Source organism: Raineyella sp. W15-4 (genome assembly GCF_033170155.1).
GTDB lineage: Bacteria > Actinomycetota > Actinomycetes > Propionibacteriales > Propionibacteriaceae > Raineyella.
In genome coordinates, this window is sequence record NZ_CP137079.1 from 2633647 (window position 1) to 2651642 (window position 17996).

Annotated in this window: 19 protein-coding genes; 8 read left to right on the plus strand and 11 right to left on the minus strand. The window is 70.3% G+C overall.

Annotated features, from left to right (window positions below; genetic code table 11):
- Positions 1 to 31: 31 nt before the first annotated feature.
- Complete coding sequence (locus R0145_RS12260; protein WP_317837120.1) at positions 32 to 964, minus strand: diacylglycerol/lipid kinase family protein; 933 nt, start codon at positions 962 to 964, stop codon at positions 32 to 34.
- A gap of 51 nt (positions 965 to 1015) precedes the next feature.
- Positions 1016 to 1450, minus strand: a complete 435-nt coding sequence (locus R0145_RS12265) for a MarR family transcriptional regulator (protein ID WP_317837121.1) — start codon at positions 1448 to 1450, stop codon at positions 1016 to 1018.
- Between the two features lie 136 nt (positions 1451 to 1586).
- Between R0145_RS12265 and R0145_RS12270 the strand changes: the two genes are divergently transcribed.
- From R0145_RS12270 to R0145_RS12280, 3 genes are all read left to right on the plus strand, one after another.
- Positions 1587 to 2501, plus strand: a complete 915-nt coding sequence (locus R0145_RS12270; protein WP_317837122.1) for an ABC transporter ATP-binding protein — start codon at positions 1587 to 1589, stop codon at positions 2499 to 2501.
- Entirely contained in the window at positions 2498 to 3232 is a 735-nt protein-coding gene (locus R0145_RS12275) for an ABC transporter permease (RefSeq protein ID WP_317837123.1), read from the plus strand. Before R0145_RS12270 ends, R0145_RS12275 begins: the two co-directional genes overlap by 4 nt.
- A 92-nt stretch (positions 3233 to 3324) precedes the next feature.
- Complete coding sequence (locus R0145_RS12280; RefSeq protein WP_317837124.1) at positions 3325 to 4107, plus strand: YoaK family protein; 783 nt, start codon at positions 3325 to 3327, stop codon at positions 4105 to 4107.
- A gap of 7 nt (positions 4108 to 4114) precedes the next feature.
- On the opposite strand, the gene R0145_RS12285 is transcribed toward R0145_RS12280, so the two are convergent.
- Entirely contained in the window at positions 4115 to 4969 is an 855-nt protein-coding gene (locus tag R0145_RS12285) for a DNA-formamidopyrimidine glycosylase family protein (protein ID WP_317837125.1), read from the minus strand.
- A 17-nt stretch (positions 4970 to 4986) separates the two neighbouring features.
- Here R0145_RS12285 and R0145_RS12290 point away from each other — a divergent pair, with 17 nt between their 5' ends.
- A complete protein-coding gene (locus R0145_RS12290) occupies positions 4987 to 5571 on the plus strand; it encodes a protein-L-isoaspartate O-methyltransferase (protein WP_317837126.1) in 585 nt (194 codons plus the stop codon).
- A 6-nt stretch (positions 5572 to 5577) separates the two neighbouring features.
- On the opposite strand, the gene R0145_RS12295 is transcribed toward R0145_RS12290, so the two are convergent.
- From R0145_RS12295 to R0145_RS12310, 4 genes are read right to left on the minus strand one after another with little or no spacing between them, the layout of a single operon-like run.
- Complete coding sequence (locus R0145_RS12295) at positions 5578 to 6093, minus strand: flavin reductase family protein (protein WP_317837128.1); 516 nt, start codon at positions 6091 to 6093, stop codon at positions 5578 to 5580.
- Positions 6090 to 6770 carry a peptidyl-tRNA hydrolase gene (locus R0145_RS12300; RefSeq protein ID WP_317840240.1) on the minus strand — a complete coding sequence of 227 codons (681 nt, stop codon included), beginning with the start codon at positions 6768 to 6770 and terminating at the stop codon, positions 6090 to 6092. The genes R0145_RS12295 and R0145_RS12300 overlap by 4 nt, the downstream gene beginning before the upstream one ends.
- Positions 6771 to 6817: 47 nt before the next feature.
- Positions 6818 to 9331, minus strand: a complete 2514-nt coding sequence (locus tag R0145_RS12305) for an AAA family ATPase (RefSeq protein ID WP_317837130.1) — start codon at positions 9329 to 9331, stop codon at positions 6818 to 6820.
- Between the two features lie 43 nt (positions 9332 to 9374).
- Positions 9375 to 11021 carry an FAD-binding protein gene (locus R0145_RS12310; RefSeq protein WP_317837132.1) on the minus strand — a complete coding sequence of 549 codons (1647 nt, stop codon included), beginning with the start codon at positions 11019 to 11021 and terminating at the stop codon, positions 9375 to 9377.
- 81 nt (positions 11022 to 11102) lie between these two features.
- Between R0145_RS12310 and R0145_RS12315 the strand changes: the two genes are divergently transcribed.
- Both R0145_RS12315 and R0145_RS12320 read left to right on the plus strand, forming a co-directional pair.
- Positions 11103 to 11666 (plus strand): helix-turn-helix domain-containing protein, encoded by a 564-nt coding sequence (locus R0145_RS12315; protein ID WP_317837134.1) that lies wholly within the window; start codon positions 11103 to 11105, stop codon positions 11664 to 11666.
- A gap of 56 nt (positions 11667 to 11722) precedes the next feature.
- The gene (locus tag R0145_RS12320) at positions 11723 to 12799 is read left to right on the plus strand and encodes a TIGR00730 family Rossman fold protein (RefSeq protein ID WP_317837136.1); all 1077 of its coding nucleotides are present in this window, start codon (positions 11723 to 11725) and stop codon (positions 12797 to 12799) included.
- 19 nt (positions 12800 to 12818) lie between these two features.
- Here R0145_RS12320 and R0145_RS12325 read toward each other — a convergent pair whose 3' ends face one another.
- From R0145_RS12325 to R0145_RS12335, 3 genes are all read right to left on the minus strand, one after another.
- The gene (locus tag R0145_RS12325) at positions 12819 to 14069 is read right to left on the minus strand and encodes an ATP-binding protein (protein WP_317837138.1); all 1251 of its coding nucleotides are present in this window, start codon (positions 14067 to 14069) and stop codon (positions 12819 to 12821) included.
- A 78-nt stretch (positions 14070 to 14147) separates the two neighbouring features.
- Positions 14148 to 14342 carry a hypothetical protein gene (locus R0145_RS12330; protein ID WP_317837140.1) on the minus strand — a complete coding sequence of 65 codons (195 nt, stop codon included), beginning with the start codon at positions 14340 to 14342 and terminating at the stop codon, positions 14148 to 14150.
- 158 nt (positions 14343 to 14500) lie between these two features.
- Positions 14501 to 14863 carry a hypothetical protein gene (locus tag R0145_RS12335; protein WP_317837142.1) on the minus strand — a complete coding sequence of 121 codons (363 nt, stop codon included), beginning with the start codon at positions 14861 to 14863 and terminating at the stop codon, positions 14501 to 14503.
- Positions 14864 to 15164: 301 nt separating this feature from the next.
- Between R0145_RS12335 and R0145_RS12340 the strand changes: the two genes are divergently transcribed.
- On the plus strand, positions 15165 to 16418 hold the full coding sequence (locus R0145_RS12340; RefSeq protein ID WP_317837144.1) for a PhzF family phenazine biosynthesis isomerase: 1254 nt from the start codon (positions 15165 to 15167) through the stop codon (positions 16416 to 16418).
- Here R0145_RS12340 and R0145_RS12345 read toward each other — a convergent pair.
- Positions 16415 to 17350, minus strand: coding sequence for a GIY-YIG nuclease family protein (locus tag R0145_RS12345; protein WP_317837146.1), 936 nt, complete (start codon positions 17348 to 17350; stop codon positions 16415 to 16417). The genes R0145_RS12340 and R0145_RS12345 overlap by 4 nt on opposite strands.
- A gap of 136 nt (positions 17351 to 17486) precedes the next feature.
- Here R0145_RS12345 and R0145_RS12350 point away from each other — a divergent pair, with 136 nt between their 5' ends.
- Positions 17487 to 17933 carry a VOC family protein gene (locus tag R0145_RS12350; RefSeq protein WP_317837148.1) on the plus strand — a complete coding sequence of 149 codons (447 nt, stop codon included), beginning with the start codon at positions 17487 to 17489 and terminating at the stop codon, positions 17931 to 17933.
- Positions 17934 to 17996 lie beyond the last annotated feature (63 nt).

Here is a 17996-nt window from a genome sequence, read left to right on the forward strand (position 1 = left end):
GACGGTCGTAGTACGACGCCGTACGTACTTCTCAGTGTAGGACGCGGCCGGCGGCGGTGCGCCGGATTCGGGGCCGAGCGGGCCGGCATCGGACCGTCAGGGCGCCGGGCAACACACCCACCTCGAGGTCGACGACATCGGTGACGACATCGCCGTCCAACTGGACCGGCAGCGGGCTCGGCGGCGTGACCCGGGCGGCGGAGGTCCGGCCGTACGCCAGCGCCCGGGTCCGGCGAGGTCGGTGGAACAGTCCCGTGCCGGCCACGGCGACCCAGTCGAGGAGACTGCGCAGCGGCACCTCCAGGGTCTCCAGGGCGCCGTCGCCGGGGGCCGCGTCGGGAAACACGGTGATCCCCCCGGGGACCCGTGGGAGATTGCCGAAGAGCACGGTCCAGGTCCGCACCGCGCGCGGATGACCGTCGAGATCGACGACCATCGGCAGCGGCCGCAGCAGCGCATGGCGGATCCCGGCGGTGAAGTAGGCCAGCCAGCCGAGCCGCCGTTTGAGGCGTACGCCGGTGGCGGCCACGGTCTGCGCGTCGCGGCCGATCCCGGCCATCACCAGGAAGACCGCCTCGACCACCGGTCCGGGAGCGGTGGTCATCCGGGCGGACCCGACGTCCATCCGCAGCTCGCCGCCGCCCAGCGCGGTCGCCACGGCGAGACGTACGTCCCGGCGGGGCAGCCGCAGATTGCGGGCGACGATGTTGGCGGTCCCGGTCGGGACGATGCCCAGCGCAACGCCGGTCCCGGCGAGCACCCGGGCCGCTTCGCGGACGGTCCCGTCACCACCGGCGACCACCACCAGGTCCGCCCCCGCGGCCAGCAGTCGCCGGGTCTGGTCGGCGCCGGGCGAGTCGACGGTGGTGGTGAGGACGGTCGGGGCGGGTGCGCCGAGGGCGGCCAGGGCCGCGGCGAGTTCCCGGCGGGCGCGCTCCGCCCGCCGGCCGACGGGATTGAGCACCAGGCCGACCCGCGGACGGTCGGCCGGCGGCACGGCGATCGACGGCTCGGCTCAGGCGCTCTCCGGAAGACCGGAGGACAGGTTGTCGCACATCCGGCGCAGGGTGTCGACCGTGGTGCGGTAGTCGGCGCCGCTGATGCCGCGGGCCAAGTCCTGCCGGACGTGCTCCACGTGGCCGCGGACCTGGTCGTGGGCAGCCAGACCGGTCTCGGTGAGGGACAGTGTCGTCCCGTCGTCGTCGATCCAGCCCCGGGCGGAGAGGATCTCCAGGGCCGCCTCCAGCGAGTCGTCCCGGTCACAACGGAACGCGCCGAGCGTCTCGCGCAGGCTCGCGACGGTCCGGGCGCCCCAGGACAGGGCGCTCAGCACCTGCCACTGACGACGCGTCACGTCGTCCTCGTGGAGGGCCTGCTCGAACGCCTGGTTGATCAGGGAATCGAGATGCTTGGCCCAGTAGCCGATCGGCCGCTCCTGTTGTTCCCGCATACGCCCACGGTAATCGTCTGCGGGGTGGTCCACCACGAAAACCCACGGGAGGCCGGTGTCCGCCCCCGCGTGGCGCCGGTTCCCGCCGGCTCCGCCCGGCCGGTCGGCCGACCGGCCGACCGGGTATCCTGCCGGTGTGATCTCGGTGCAGGGACTGACGCGCCGGTTCGGTGAGACGCTGGCGGTCGACGGTCTCACGGTGGAGATCGGTGAGAGTGAGGTCTTCGGCCTGCTCGGCCCGAACGGTGCGGGCAAGACGACGACGATCCGGATGCTGGCCGGGCTGATCGGGGTGACGAGCGGCCGCGCGACCGTGCAGGGCGTCGACATCACCGACCGGTCGGCCGGCCCCCGCCTGCGGAGACTCGTCGGGGTGTTACCGGAGGAGGTCGGTCTCTACGGCGATCTGAGCGCGGCCCGGACGCTGGACTTCTTCGCCCGACTCCACCACGTGGACCGACCGCGACGGGTCGAGCAGATCGAGTGGCTGCTGCACCGGCTGGACCTCTGGGAGCGACGTGACATGCCGGTCGCCGACCTGTCGAAGGGCCTCAAACAGCGGCTCGCCCTCGCTCGGGCGCTGGTGCACGATCCGCCGGTCGTCCTTCTGGACGAGCCGACCGCCAACCTGGACCCGGAGATGGCCCGCACGGTCCGGCAGTTCCTCGTCGACCTCGGAGCACGTGGGCATGTGGTCGTGATCAACACCCACCGGCTCGAGGAGGCTGAGCGGATCTGCCATCGCGTCGGCATCCTGCGGACCCGTCTCCTCCGCGTCGGCCGGCCAGCCGAACTGCGCGTGAGCATGGCTGCCGGTCGTGTTGCCGTCGAGCTGGAGCAGGTCACGGACGCCGTCGTCGAGGCGGCCCGGAGTGTCGGCGCCGTCGATGTGACTGCCGCGACCACGCAGCTCGAGGCGCACCTGCCCGCCGAGGTCTCCGTACCCGACCTCGTCACAGCCATCGTGCTGGCCGGCGGCCGGGTCACCGCGGTGTCCCGGGGGGAGACCCTCGAGGACGCCTACCTGGAGATCGTCGAGGACCACCCGTGAACGCCACCGACGTCCTCACCATCGCCCGCAAGGACCTCGGGACGGCCCTCCGGCGCCGCAGCCTCCGGTACTCGCTCATCCTCTTCCCGGTCCTCACCGCCATCGGGCTCTCGCTCGTCATCGGGTACGTAGGACGGGCCGCCGAGGTCCCCACGGACGTCGTCGCACACCTGCTGCTCTCCTTCGTGTTCTTCTTCGCCGTCGGTGCCGCGATCCTCTCGACGACGATCGCCGCGTATTCCTTCGTCGGGGAGAAGGTCGAGCGGAGCCTCGAGCCGTTGCTCGCCACGCCCGTCACCGATCTGGACATCCTGCTGGGGAAGGCGCTCGCCGCGGTCCTGCCTCCGGTCGTCTCCACCTGGCTGGGGATCGCGCTGTTCATCGTCCTGGCCGATCTCCGGACGTCCGCCCGTTTCGGTGTCGGCTACCTGCCCGGCCCGGCGGCCTGGATCATCATCGGTGTGGTCGTCCCGCTGTCCTCCCTGCTGAGTGTCCTGTTCAGCGTCCTGGTCTCGACGCGCGCCGCCGAGACGCGTGCGGCCCAGCAGGCGGCCGCACTCATCACGCTCCCCTTCGCCGCGATCTACGTCCTCTCCGAGGTCGGGATCGTCCCTCTCGATCCCGTCGGGATGCTGTCCCTCTCGGGAGTGCTGGCCGTCGTCGACGTGGTGCTGTTCCTCCTGGCGAGGGTCGCCTTCGACCGGGAGGAGATCCTCACCCGGTGGCGCTGACGGCCGAGCGACCACAGTGGCACGCGTAGCTGTGCCAGCGGATCGCCAGGGGTCAAGATGTCGTCACCATCACACCGGCGGGAGGAGAGCACGTGAGGACCCGGGTGGCCGACTACCTGCTGGAGGTGGCCGGGGCGCGACGTACGCCTGAGCTCAACCGCCATCTCGCGCTGCTGCTCGCCCTGGTGGCCGGGATCCTCAACTCCGTCGGCTTCGTCGCCGTCAGCGTCTACACCTCACACATGACCGGGCTCACCGCCACGGTCGCCGACGCCATCGTGCTGTGGCGGCCGGCGGTGGTGCTGAGCGGGGTGACCGCGCTGGCCTCGTTCATCGCCGGCGCGATGGGCTGCGCCGTGATCTTCAACTGGGGTCGCCGCCGGGGGCTGCACAGCCGCTACGCGAACGTGCTGCTGGTCGAGGGCGGCCTGATGCTGCTGTTCGGCCTGCTCGCCGAGGAGCTCACCTGGGACCACCGGCACCTGGTGTTCATCGCGGTGCTCTGCTTCACGATGGGCCTGCAGAACGCCACCATCACCAAGATCTCCGGGGCGACGATCCGCACCACCCACGTCACCGGCATGGTCACCGACATCGGCATCGAGCTCGGCAAGATCGCCTATCGCAACCGGCTTCCCGACGCGGACCCGGTGGTCGGCGACCGGACCAAGCTGGCGATGCTCGCCTCGTTGGTCGGCCTGTTCTTCCTCGGCGGGATGATCGGCGCCGCGGGCTATCTGTGGATCGGGTTCGCCTTCCTGGTCCCCACCGCGCTGGTGCTGCTGGTGGCGACCTACCGGCCGCTGGCGGAGGACCTGCGGGCACTGCGGCACGCCCGGCGGGACCGGGCCGGTCACCCACGGGCCGAGAGCTGACCCCGGCTCACTTCAACAGGCGATCCATCCGCCGATCGCTGAGCCGGCGGCCGCCGGTCTGGCAGGTCGGACAGTACTGCAGCGACTTGTCGGCGAAAGCGACCTCGGCGATGTCGGTGCCGCACATCGGGCACGGCAGCCCGGTCCTGGCGTGCACCCGGTAGCCGGCGTGCTTGATGCCCTTGAGCCGGTCCAGCGGCTGTCCCGCCATCGCCTCGGCGGCCCGCCCGAGCACCTCACCGATCGCGGCGTGCAGCCGACCGGTCTCGTCGACGCCGAGGGTCTTCGCCGTCGCGTACGGTGACAGCCGCGCCGCGTGCAGGATGTCGTCGGAGAAGCCGTTGCCGATGCCGGCCATCAGCATCTGGTCGGTGAGCACCGTCTTCAGCCGGGCGCCGGTGCCGGCCAGGATCGCACCGAGCTCCTCGACCGACAGGCCGGCCGCCTCCGGTCCGAGGCGCGCGATCTCGGGCAGTGTCGCGGGGTCGGCGGCGACGTACGCCGCCACGCCCTTCTTGGTGCCGGCCTCGGTCACGTCGAGCGCCGACCCGCTGTCCAGGACGAGGCGCAGCGCCAGCGGGCCGCGGCCCGGCCGGACCGGGGTCTTCGGGGTGGTGGCGCGCCAGTGCAGCCAGCCGGCGCGGGCCAGATGGAGGGCAAGGTGGACGTCCTCGCAGCCGAGCAGCAGGAACTTGCCACGCCGCCCGACCTCGGTCAGCCGCTTGCCGATCAGGGCGGTGTGCGGCGGGTCGGCAGTCTTCAGCACCGAGAACGAGGCGAGGTCGACACGCTCGACCAGCCGGCCCGCGGCACGCTCCCGCAGGAAGGCCGCAGCGGCGTCGAGCTCGGGGGCTTCCGGCATGCGGCCATTATGGACCTGTGAGCACAGCAGCGACGATGTCCGACATCCTGCGGGTGATGCGGGACCTCGGGCGTGTCCCGTTTCTCCGGGCGGCGGAGCGGCCGTACGCCGACATCGACCTCCCGCTGCCGATCGGTCACGGCCAGACGAACTCCCAGCCGTCCACCGTGGCGGCGATGCTGGAGCTGCTCGAGGTGCCGGCCGGCGGGTCGGTGCTGGACGTGGGAGCCGGCTCGGGCTGGACCACCGCGCTCCTCGCCCGGCTGGTCGGATCGTCCGGCCGGGTGACCGGGGTCGAGAGGATCCCCGACCTGACCCGCCGGGCCGCCGCGACGCTGGCGACCCTGGGCCTGCCGTGGGCCGAGATCCACCAGGCCGTCCCGGGCCTGCTCGGGTGGCCCGCCGCGGCGCCGTTCGACCGGATCCTGGTGTCGGCCGACGCCGAGCGGCTGCCGATGGATCTGGTCCACCAGTTGGCCCCGGGCGGCATCATGGTGATCCCGGTTGCCTCGGTGATGCACCGGATCCGGCAGGAGATTTCCGGCCGGATCGTCGACACCCGCCACGGGCCGTACTCCTTCGTGCCGCTGATCCCCTGGTGAGCCGGCTCAGCGGAGCCTGCTGTCCTCGCTCAGCCGATGGTAGGCGTGATCGACGTACACCAACGGGAAGGCCCGGGGCCCCAGATCCGCACGCACGGCCCGGGCGATGACGAGCAGGCTGCCGGCGATGTCGATCCGCTGTTCGATCCGGCCCTGCACCCACCCGACAGCGCCGGAGAGGACGATCTCCCCGCCGGGCAGCACCTCGGTGGCGATCCCGGCGAACCGGTCCTGCGCGGGCGCGGCGAACCTGGCCGCGACGTCGGACTGGGCGGCGGACAGCACGTTGACCACCACCCCGTCCGCGGCCTCGATCACCGCCCGGGACGAGGAGGTCGCGTTGACCGAAAAGGCGAAGTAGGCGGGATCGACGGACACCGAGACCACCGAGGTCGCGGTGAAGCCCCGTGGACCGTCGGGCCCGACCGCCGTGACCACCGCCACACCCCCTGCGTGTCGCCGGAAGACAGCCCTGAAGTCCTCAGCGCCGAGCTGTTCGTCCGTCCGGGCGTCGTCTGTCACCTGTTCCTCCATTCCGGGTCCCCCGCAGGCCAACGGTAGCCGGGCATCCACCGGGCCCGGACGGTCTCGGTCGGCCCGTCGAGCTCGGTGAAGCCGGCATCGACCACCGAGACGGGGCGGGTGGCGGCCGCCCAGGCCACCGGGTCGGGGTGATCGACCCGCACCCGGAGGCCGTCGGCCCGCCACCGCCGCCGGATCGGCGCGTCCATGGCTTCCCAGGCGAGCTGGGCGGCGTGGCCGCACTGCGCCGCCAGCTTGCCGCTGGTCAGCTCGATCAGCGGGCTGACTTCGATCACGACGACGGGATCGACGGTGAGGCTCTCCCCGCCGGTCTCGAACTGCGTGCCGGACACCTGCAGCTTGTCGAGCAGCCGGGGCAGCGGATGTACCGGTGCGGGGACGAAGGCCCGGACGGCGGCGGTGGCGTGGCCCTCCGGTCCCGGCTGGCTGGTCGTGATGCCGTCGAGGATCTGGACGTCGTCCCAGCGTTTGCCGTCGGCGCGGCGGACGAGCTTGCGGATCCGGTCGTCGGACCAGTATTCGACAGCGTCGTGCCATGGCCCGCCCGGGGCCGCGCGCTCGTCGGCGAGCAGCGAGACGACCGCCCGGGCGGCCGCCTCGGCCACATCGATCTCCCGGGTCGGGACATGCCGGTCGCGGCGGACGACGAGCTGCATCGCCCAGGGGAGGTCATCGTCATCGTGCTCGGTCACGCCGGACGACCCTACCGGCCGAGGTGCCGGGCCAGGTACCGGCCGGTGGTGCTGGCGTCGGCCCGGGCGATCTCGTCGGGGGTGCCGACGGCGATGATCCGGCCGCCGGCCGCGCCGCCGCCGGGCCCCATGTCGATCACCTGGTCGGCGTTGGCGATCAGATCCAGGTCGTGCTCGATCACGATGACGCTGGCCCCTCGGTCGGTGAGTCGCTGCAGGACGTCGAGCAGCGTACGGACGTCGAGTGGGTGCAGTCCCACACTGGGTTCGTCCAGGACGAAGACCGCGCCGGACTGGTCGCGGTGCAGCTCGGTGGCCAGCTTGAGCCGTTGTGCCTCCCCGCCGGACAGCGCCGGGGTGTCCTCCCCCAGCGTCAGGTAGCCGAGGCCGAGGTCGTCCAGGGCGCTGAGCCTGCGGCGCACCGCCGGGAGGTCGCCGACCACGCCGAGGGCTTCCCGTACGGTGTGGCCGAGCAGCTCGGGCAGCGCGATGCCACCGCGGCGGATCTCGAGGGCCCGCGGGGCGTAGCGGCTGCCACCGCAGTCGGGGCATGGGATGTCGATGTCGGGCAGGAACTGCACGTCGAGGGAGACCTGCCCGGTGCCCTCGCAGCGTGGGCAGGCCAGCGACCCGGTGTTGTAGGAGAAGTCCGAGGCGGTCAGCCCGAGCCGGGTCGCGTCGTCGGTGGCGGCGTACGCCTTGCGCAGGTCGTCGTAGACGCCGGAGTAGGTGGCGACGGTGGAGCGTACGTTCACCCCGATCGGCGTCGCGTCGACGGTGTGCACCCGGGTGATCCCGTCCGCCTCGATCGTCCGGACGTGACCGGGGACCCGGCCGGTCCGCCCGGATCTCCCGTTGCCGGATCGCCCGGCGAGGGCGACCAGGGCCGGCACCAGCGAGTCCAGCACAAAGGTGGTCTTGCCCGACCCGGACACGCCGGTGACGGCGACCAGCCGGCCCCGGGGGATGTCGACCCGGAGCGGCCGGACGGTGTGGATCGCGGCGGTCTCCAGACGGATCCGGCCGATCGAGAACATCTCCGCCGCGGTGACCCGTTCCCGGACGACCACCGGCTGGTCGCCGGTCAGGAATCCGCCGAGCAGCGACGCCGGGTCCCGCTGCACCGCGGCGACCGGGCCCTGGGCGAGCACGGTGCCGCCCTCGGTACCCGAGCCCGGCCCGATCTCCACCAGCCAGGTGGCCTCGCGGAGGATCTGGACGTCGTGGTCGACGAAGACGACGGAGTTGCCGTCGGTGAGCAGGTCACGCATCACCCCGAGCAGGCCGTCGACGTTGGCCGGGTGCAGCCCGATCGAGGGCTCGTCCAGCACGTACAGCACGCCGGTGGTCTCGTTGCGGACGGCCCGGGCGAGTTGGACCCGCTGCAGCTCTCCGGTGGAGAGCGTCGCCCCTGCTCGGTCCAGGGTGAGGTAGCCCAGCCCGAGCTGGATGAGCCGGCGGGCCATCCCGAGCAGGGTGTCTACCAGCGCGTCGGCCATCGGCAGCATCTCCGCCGGGAGCGTGCCACGGACCGTCGGCGCCCAGGCGACGACGTCGTCGAGGGTCAGCGCGGTGACATCGGCCAGGCCGAGGTCACCGATCCGTGGGGTGCGGGCCGCCTCCGACAGTCGGCTGCCGTGGCAGTCGGGGCAGGTGCCGGTGGTGAGGAACTTGGCGATCCGCTGCACGGCGCGTTCGTCCTTCGCGGTCCGCAGCGCCTCCTCGACGGTGAGTCGGGCGTTGCGGAAGGTGAAGTCCAGTTCCACGAAGCGGCCGGTCTTGGTGGTGACGCTGATGTGCCGCTTCTCCTCGGGCCCGTGCAGGACGATGTCGCGCTCCGCGGCGGTGAGCTTGTCGAACGGCACCTCGGTGCGGACCCCGAACTCGGCGACGACCTGGGGCATCACCTTGAAACCGATCATCTGCCAGGAGGCCACCGCGCCCTGGTCGATGGACTTCGAGCCGTCCGGCACCAGGGTCGCCTCGTCGACGGCCCGGACGACGCCGGTGCCGGCACAGGTCGGGCAGGCCCCGCCGGAGTTGAAGGCGAGCGCCTCGGCGCCCGGTGGGGTGACGGCGGCCCCGCACACCGGGCAGCGGATCGGGATCTCGGCCGCGACGTCGATGGTCGGCCCGATCCGGTGGCCGTTGGGGCACCGGTGGGAGGCGAGCCGGGAGAACATCAGCCGCAGCACGTTGAGCAGCTCGGTCGAGGTGCCGAAGGTGGAGCGGACCCCGGGCACTCCCGGGCGTTGGCGCAGCGCGAGGGCCGCGGGCACATGCTGCACCGAGTCGACTGCGGCCCGCGGGGCGTGCGCCATCCGGCGGCGGGTGTAGGTGGACAGCGCCTCGATGTAACGGCGCGATCCCTCGGCGTAGAGCACCCCGAGGGCCAGCGACGACTTACCCGAGCCGGAGACGCCGGCGATCCCGACGAGCTCCCGCAGCGGGATGTCGACGTCGATGCCCTTGAGGTTGTGCACCCGGGCGCCGCGAACGGAGATGTGATCGGTGACCTCGTTCACATCCGACAGGCTAGTTCGCGACGGAAGCCCAGGCCGCGCGGCATCAGCCGATCGCGGCCTCCTTCGCCATCCGGCGGGCGCCCCGCAGACCGAACACCGAGGCCGGGCCGATGGTGGATCCGGGACCGGGATAGGTGTGGCCCATCACCGACGCGGTGGTGTTGCCGGCGGCGTAGAGACCCGCGATCACCGAGCCGTCGGCCCGCAGTACCCGGGCGTCGGCGTCGGTGACCACACCGCCCTTGGTGCCGAGGTCGCCGATGACCACCTTGTACGCGGTGAACGGGCCCTTCTCCAGCGGTCCGAGGCAGGGGTTCGGCCGTACGGTGGGGTCACCGTAGTAGCGGTCGTAGGCAGAGTCCCCACGATGGAAGTCCTGGTCCCGCCCGGTGCGGGCGAAGCCGTTGAACCGCTCGACGGTCCCCCGCAGCACGGCCGGGTCCACGCCGATCCGGCCCGCGAGGGCGTCCAGTGACCCCGCCCTGAACAGCAGACCCTGCGCCGCCATCGCCTTGGTCAGGCCCGGGATGATCGAGAAGGTGCTGAAGTAGCGCCGGGAGTGGCGGGCCTCGGTGATGAACCAGTAGTCGCCGTCCCTGTCGTGGGCGAGCATGTGGTGCCCCAGGTCGACGTACGACTCCGACTCGTTGGCGAACCGCTGCCCCCTGGCGTCCACCATCAGGCCGTACGGCATCGACCGTTCACCGACCAGGAAGGACGGGGTGCCGCCCTCGACCGGCGCCAGCGAGGCTCCCCACCAGGCGTCCTCCATGTAGTCGACCGCCGCCCCGAGGTCCTGCGCCATCGCGATCGCGTCGCCGAGGTTGCCCGGATTGCCCGACGGATAGCCGTCGATCCCCTCGTAGCGGCGTCGCCACTCCCGGTTGTGCTCGAAGCCGCCAGCCGCCAGCATCACGCCGCGACGGGCGCGCAGCACCTTCTCCCCGCCTGGTGCACCGACCCGGACGCCGACCACCCGGTCGCCCTCGGTGACGAGCGCCTCAGCCGGCGTGCCGAGCAGCAACGGGACACCGCCGCGGACAAGGACCGCGTGGGCGAACTGGGCCGCCAGCGCGCCGCCCAGGCCGACCAGGCGCTTGCCGCGTACCAGACCGCCGAGGGCGCGGAACACGAACTGCGCGCCGCGGACGAATCCACCGGGAGTGGACCAGGCCCGGCCCAACAGCCACACGTCATTCGTCCGCACCGGCAGGGGGATCGGGTCCCGCTGCGTCGTGGCCCACTCCCCCAGCCGCTTGAGATCGAAGTTCTGCCCCTCGATGGCGCGCCCGATCTTCCCGCCGGGCAGTTCCGGATAGTAGTCCGGGTAGTCGGGGTCGCGGAGGAACTCCATGCCGTGCCGCTCGGCGGTGAGGACGAAGTCCTCCACGCCGCCCACGAACGCCTCGAGCCGCTCCGGCGAGGACGCCGGGCCGGGCTCCCCGACCGTCCGTCGCAGGTAGTCGAGGGCCTCCTCGCGGGAGTCCGCCGCCCCCTGACGGCGCATCAGCGGATTGTCGGGGAGCCACAGGCCGCCACCCGACATCGCGGTGGAGCCGCCCCACCGATCGGTGCTTTCCACCATGATCACGCTGAGGCCCTCGTCGACGGCTCCCAGCGCCGTGGCGAAGGCGGCCGCACCACTGCCGACGACCACCACGTCGTAGGTCTCATCCCCTGTGCCTGACATCTCTGACATCGTCGAACCACCCTGTTCCCGATCGGTCCGTCACTACCGGACGATGCTGTCCGGATGAGTATAGTCGACGTAATGGAACAGCGGCGACCGAAGGCGAACCGGGGTCCGGCGGCAGCAGCGGAGAACCGTACGGCGATCCTGCGGTCGGCCCGTCGCCTCTTCGCCGCCCAGGGGTTCCGGGTCCCACTCACGGCGATCGCCCGGGACGCCGGCGTCGGGCAGGGCGTGCTCTATCGGCATTTCCCCACTCGGATGGATCTGGCCCTGGCGGTGTTCGACGAGAACCTGACCCGGATCGAACGCACCGCCGCCTCCGGCGGACCCGAGGTGTTCGACCGGGTGTGGCGCGAGCTGGTGACGCTCATCCTCACCGACGTGGCCTTCGTCGAGACCGCGGTGGAGGCGGATCGTACGGCGACCGCCGAGCAGTCTGCCGACCGCCTCGCCGGCATCATCACGCCGCTGTTGGACGACGCCCGTCGCGCCGGATCCGTCGACTCCGATGTCGACGTCGACGACCTGTTCCGGGCCCTGCGGGCCGCGTACGGTCTCGTGGTGACTGCGCAGGACTCCGCCCAGGCGCGCCGGGACGTCGTGGCGCTGATGACCTCGCTCGGCCTCCCTGCGCCGCAGTGAGACCACCGGCCGTCAGCGCCACGCCCAGGCTCAGCCTTCCGTGCGAGGCTGGAGACATGGTGGACAGATCCTTGATTTCCGATCAGGCGTCGATTCCCGATCAGGCGGCCGAGACCGCGACGCGACTCGTGACCGAGGCGGGAATCACCGCGAACGCCGACCTCGTCGCCCGCATCCTCGAGACCGGCCTCGGCCTGGGCACCGATGCGCCGACGCGGCTCGACCTGAAGATCGCCTCCGCGGCACTCACCGAGATGCGCGCCGCGTTCCGGCTCTTCGCCCCGTACCAGGGGGTGCCGAAGGTCACCATCTTCGGCTCGGCCCGGACCCGGCCGGACACCCTGTTGTATCGCGCGGCCGCGGACACCGCGACGACACTGTCGCGACGCGGATGGATGGTGGTGACCGGGGCGGGGCCGGGGATCATGCAGGCCGCGGCCGAGGGCGCTGGCCGTGAGCGTTCCCTCGGCGTCTCGATCCGGCTGCCGTTCGAGGAGAGTCCCAGTGCGGCGACCGTCGAATCCGGCAATCACGTGGCGATGAAGTATTTCTTCACCCGCAAGCTCATGCTGGTCAAGGAATCCCGCGGGTTCGTCTTCGTGCCGGGAGGGTTCGGCACGCTCGATGAGATGTTCGAGGTGCTGACCCTGCAACAGACCGGCAAGGCGGAACCGGCTCCCATCGTCCTGCTGGACAGTCCCGATGGAACGTTCTGGGCAGGGCTGCGACGGTTCGCCCGCGAGGCGATGATCCCGGCCGGAGTCATCTCCGCCGACGACTTCGACCGGGTCCTGGTGACCGACTCGGTGCCCGCGGCAGCCGACGAGATCACCGGCTTCTGGCGCAACTACGACTCGCTGCGCTGGGTCGGACGCCGGCTGGTGTTGCGTCTGCGCGCGGAGCCGACCCCCGCCGAGGTCGACGACCTCAATGATCGGTTCGGACACCTGCTGACCAAGGGCCGCATCGTACGCTCCGCTCCGCTCGCGCAGGAGGCGGGCGACAACGATCGTGTCGACCTGCCTCGGCTCCTGATGACCTATGATCCGCGCCAGGTGGGCTCCCTCCACCGGCTCATCCGCGCCGTCAACACGCTTCCCAGTTCACCCGGCGGACCGGCCACATCGGAGTAGTCGACCCGCTCCTCGCCGCTCACGGACCGAGCAGAGCCAGCGGCACCACGGCGATGCCGTCCGGCCGTCGGTACGCCGTCGTGCCGGTGGTGACCACCATGAGGTCGGCCATCCTGTCGGGAATCTGATCGCGGAGCCACACCAGATGCCGGACGTCGGAGGTGGTCACCTCTGGAGCCAGTTTCACTTCGATGCCGAGGATCTGACCATCGACGCCCTGGACGATGAGGTCGACCTCTCGATCTCCACCGGTGAGGCGAAGGTGGCTCACCGACGCTTCTGCGGCCTGGGCCAGGACTCGGACCCCCAGGGTCACGAGCGATTCGAAGAGCGGACCCGCCATATGCGCGCCGGCAGTCCCGAGCAACGACGCCGCGGACAGGCCGAGGAGGCGCGCCGCCAACGCAGGGTCGGCAAGCTGATGCTTCGGGGCCTGCTGCAATCGACGGATGGGATTGTTCGCAGGTGTCCATCCGGGCACCGGATCGAGCAACCAGAGCTGGCTGAGGTGATCGCGATAGGCGATCGTTGTCGTCTTCGCTGGCTGATTCGAATCTCCGCCGGTCGTCGCATCGAGCAGCCGTGAGTAGGCGGTCGTCGTCGACGACGCAGCCGCGTACGCCGCGAGCCACGACCTGAGCGTCGCCGGTCGGCGCACGTCGTACCCCCGCTCGGGCAGGTCCCGATCGATGACGCGCTGCAGGTAGGCGTCGAGGAGAGCCCGACGCAGACGCGGCGCCGTGGCCATGATGCCGGGAAAGCCACTGTCGACGATCGCATCGGCGTAGTCGCGCAAGGAGAACGCCGTCTGGCCCCCGACATGCTCCGCACCACCCGCGAGAGCAGCGGACAACGAGACCGTCGGGGTCACCATCCCGCGTTCATGCAGGCCCATCGGGCGCATGCGCAGAGACAGGATGCGCCCGGCACCACTGTGAGTACCTGCCGGATCGACCGGAGTGGCAGAACCGGTGAGGAGAAACCGGCCTGAGGGCGCACCCGCGTCGACCTGGCGCCGGACAGAATCCCATACCTGCGGGAGCTTCTGCCATTCGTCCAGCAGGACAGTGCCGGGCGGAACCGATGCCAGGTCGAAATCGGCCCGAGCAACCTCTCGCTGCGCAGGGTCGTCCAAGAACCAGACCGCATCGGCGCGGCGACGAGCAGTGTCCGTCTTTCCTACGCCCTTGGGCCCATCAAGGGCGATAGCGGGCGCGACAGGCAGCAACTCGTCGAGCTCACGATCCACCGTCCGTTCCAGGTAGTCCACGTCGCCCACCTTACCGCCGAAGGAGCCGTACGCTACCATTTGCGGTTGAGGTAGGCTACCTTTTGCGGTTCTCAGACACTACCATTTGCGGATCTCACAGTCGGGGACCGCGCCGCGACGTGCACCCCGGCCCACGACTGACGTGTATCCACGCGCAGCCAGCCCCTCGATCCCGGTGCGGGTCGCCAGGTGGTCACAGGTCTGTGGGAACGCGAAGGCTTCCTCGACATCGTGCACCACCCAGGCCAGGTAGAGTGCACCTGGGCCTCTCATACAGCCGCCCCCTCCTTGATCGCTCTGGTCCGAGCCCCCACGGCCATGTGCTCTTCGATGAGATGCGCACACGCTCACCGCGTCGGCAAACACTGCTGGTGGTGACCGACCACCACGAGGTCGGCGATCCTGTCGGAATCTGATCGCGTGGAGCGGCGTCACAGGTCCATGACAAGCTCAGGGTCGACCTTCCACCACAGGTGTCCCGCAGCGGGGATCTCCCGGGCACTGGCGGTCACCCTCGTCCGAAGCGACCGCAGGAGCGTGTCGTACGCCGCTTCGCTGAACTCGAACGTCTTCGCGCCGGCCGCGCCATCGACCAGTTGGATGCCATCGCCTTGTCCCTCCCAGCCGAACCGGCTCCATCGGACCACCCCCTGGGATCGCTCCAGCGCGACACTGAGGACGCCGCAATCCACGTCGCCGCAGACCTGACAGACGAAGAGGCCCACCCGACCGGGCGCCAGGGCTCCGCCGCGAGGATCGGCCAGCCGGTCGAGCCAGGCCAGTCCCTCGCTCACGGTCCACTCCGACCGCAGAGGGGTGCATCCTGTCGACACGTCATTGAGCTGCAGCTGATCGCGCAACAACGTCCCGTTCACAAGCAGGTCGAGAAACCGAGCCCGCTCGACAGCCGGACGGCGCCTCTCCAGAACACCCCACGAGGTGATGCGATCCGCGGTGCCCAGCTCGTCCACGGGCCCAACCGTATCCGACCCGATGCGCCCGCCCGAGGTCCATCGAGATCCCCCCAGGAGGGGGCGTGACCACCGGGTATGGCTGCTTGGGAATACGTGTGCCGATGGGCCAGTTGAAGAAGGCGTGGGAACGGAGATCGCGCGCTACGCCGCGTTTGCGGAAAGTCCCGACGGTGGGAATCCAGCTGGGGTCGTCCTCAACGCCGCGGGGCTCTCGGACGACCGCATGCAGCAGATCGCGGCTGACGTCGGCTACTCGGAGACAGCGTTCGTGTTCCCGGGTGCCCCCGACGTCGCTGACCGCGACCGGGCTGAACGCCGGTACCGTGTGCGCTACTGGTCGCCCGCCGCCGAAGTGCCGTTCTGCGGCCATGCCACGGTTGCCACCGCGGTCGCCCTCGCCGAGCGCGACGGGGTGGGGCCGATGGTGTTCGACACCCCCGCCGGCGCCATCCCGATCACCACCATCCGCGCGTCCTCGGGAGCCATCGACGTCGCGATGACCAGCGTGGAGCCAAGCGTCCGCACCATCGCTCCGGACGTCCTCACCCAACTCTTGGACTTCCTCGGCCTCGAGGCCGCGGATATCGATGAACGTTTCCCGCCGCGCGAAGCGTACGCCGGAAACTGGCATCCCATCCTGGTATTGCAGGACGCGGGAGTCTTCCACCAATTCCGTTTCGCTCCGTCGGCCATCGCCGCGCTGATGCAAGCCCAGGGTTGGACCGGGACCGTGACCGTGCTGCACGAGGCCGGAGCGGACGATTTTCTGGCACGCAACCTCTTTCCGGTCGGACGCATCACCGAGGACCCGGCCACCGGATCGGCCGCCGCATCCACCGGCGCCTACCTGCGCGCCCTCGGCTATGCCAGCGGCGGCAGCAGGATCACGATCCACCAAGGAGCCCACGTCGGACGCCCGAGCCTGCTGACGGTCAACGTCCCGACCAGGGGCGGCATCACGGTGACCGGCAGTGCATCCCCCATCGGCGCCGAGCCATCGAGCGGGCAGAACGACACCACTCGGTACAGCGGGAACATCACCGGGGTGCTGGCCCGGGTCTACGTGAACGACCTGGATGCGGCTCTGCCGTTGTACGAGCGACTGACCGGCGACCACGCCCCCCACCGGTTCACCTACGGGACGATGAGGCTGGCAACGGTGGGGACGTTTCTGATCATTCAGGGAGCACCGGCCGAGGTGCGCACCCATGCGACCACCGTGACCGTCCGCGACATCGGCACCGTCGTCGACGCGATAGCCGGGGCAGGCGGGACATTGCTGGAGGGCCCGGCGCCGGGCCCGAACGGGGCCAGGCTGATCGCCCGCCATCCCGATGGGAACGTGGTTGAGTACATCGAGATTATCGAGGGCTAAAGGGTGCACTCGATCGTGGCGAAGAGGTCGTCCGCGAGATGGTAGTCGTGGAACCGCGAGAACATGCCACCGCCTTTCCGGAGCAGCCCCACGGAAAACCGACGAGCCGCGTCCAGTAATGCCTCGTCATCCAGGACCTCGCCAAGTGCCTCCAGGTCATCGAACCATACCTGGGTCACAGCCCCGGTCTTGCCGTACTCACCATCCTGGAAGCTCAGATCCTCGCTGAGCTCCGGCGGTACTGCGTCAAGTCGGGCGAGATTGGCAAAACCGCATACTGCGCGTTCACCGCCAGCCGTTGTCACCTCACCGATGACGAGCGCCTCGACGTTGCTGACGGAGATGGCCGCGAGCCGTCTCCACTCCGCACTCCTGCCAGTCGTTGGCAGACTCGTGACCACCCAAATCTTGCGTTCCGTACGATGCGGGTAGGGGATGCACAGAGCCACGTAGCGAGCAAGTCCGCCTCGGATGGCCTCGTAGTCCGGCCGGGCCGCCAGCTCGGCGAACTTGTTGCGCGTGCGCTGCCGTTGCATTGCGATCACTCCACGGTCGCCGATGTTGCTGGCGTCGCTGTCGCCGGTAAGCCAGTCTTCGACATCGACCGGGTCGACATAGTGGTCGAGTTCCGGCGACCGCAGTGGAAGCCCGATCAGATCGACATTGCGGAGCCTGGCACCGTCGCGGACCAGCAGGGCGACGACATCACGTTCCGCGTCGTCAAGAAGCTCCGGCGCGACTTCCCTGAATCGCACTGCGACGATCTCGCCGGGCCACCGTCGCCTGTGCGCAGAGAAGCGGCTGAGCAGGTGCACAGTCTGCCCGACGTATTCCTCGCCGTCCGCGAACTCCAGCACGTAGATGCCGCACGCATCCGACGTGTAGACGGACAGTGAGATAGCGTCGTTGATCGACCATCGGGTGAAACGCATATCCGCACGCTACGCGGCGCGGCGGCCGCCCCTTGCGCGACCGGTGTCGGCGCGAGTTCAGCCGTCACCCTGATCGCCGCCATGCCGTCCGGTCCAGCAATTCGAGCCGGGCCACCCGGTTTGCTGCCTCCTTAGGATGGGCGACATGACCGTAAGGATGGACAACGTCGGCATCGTCGTCGAGGACCTCGGTGCTGCGATCGAGTTCTTCCGTGAGCTCGGACTCGAGCTCGAAGGGCGAACGGTGGTGGCGGGAGAGTGGGCCGGTCGCGTCACCGGCCTGGGCGATCAGCGCGTCGAGATCGCGATGATGCGCACGCCGGACGGCCACAGCCGGCTCGAACTCTCCCGCTTCCTCGAGCCATCCGTCATCGCCGATCACCGGAACGCCCCGGTGAACGCCTTGGGCTACCTGCGCGTCATGTTCGCCGTGGACGATATCGATGAGACCCTCGGCCGGCTCCGCGCGCTCGACGCACAACTCGTCAGCGACGACGTCGTCCGATACGAGGACGCGTACCGGCTCTGCTACCTGCGGGGCCCCGAGGGAATTCTCATCGGACTCGCCCAGGAACTCAACTGATCTCGCGGCCCACCCGGCCCACCTGCCACCAAACCACGGCAGGGCGGTCCGAACAGCGGGCGT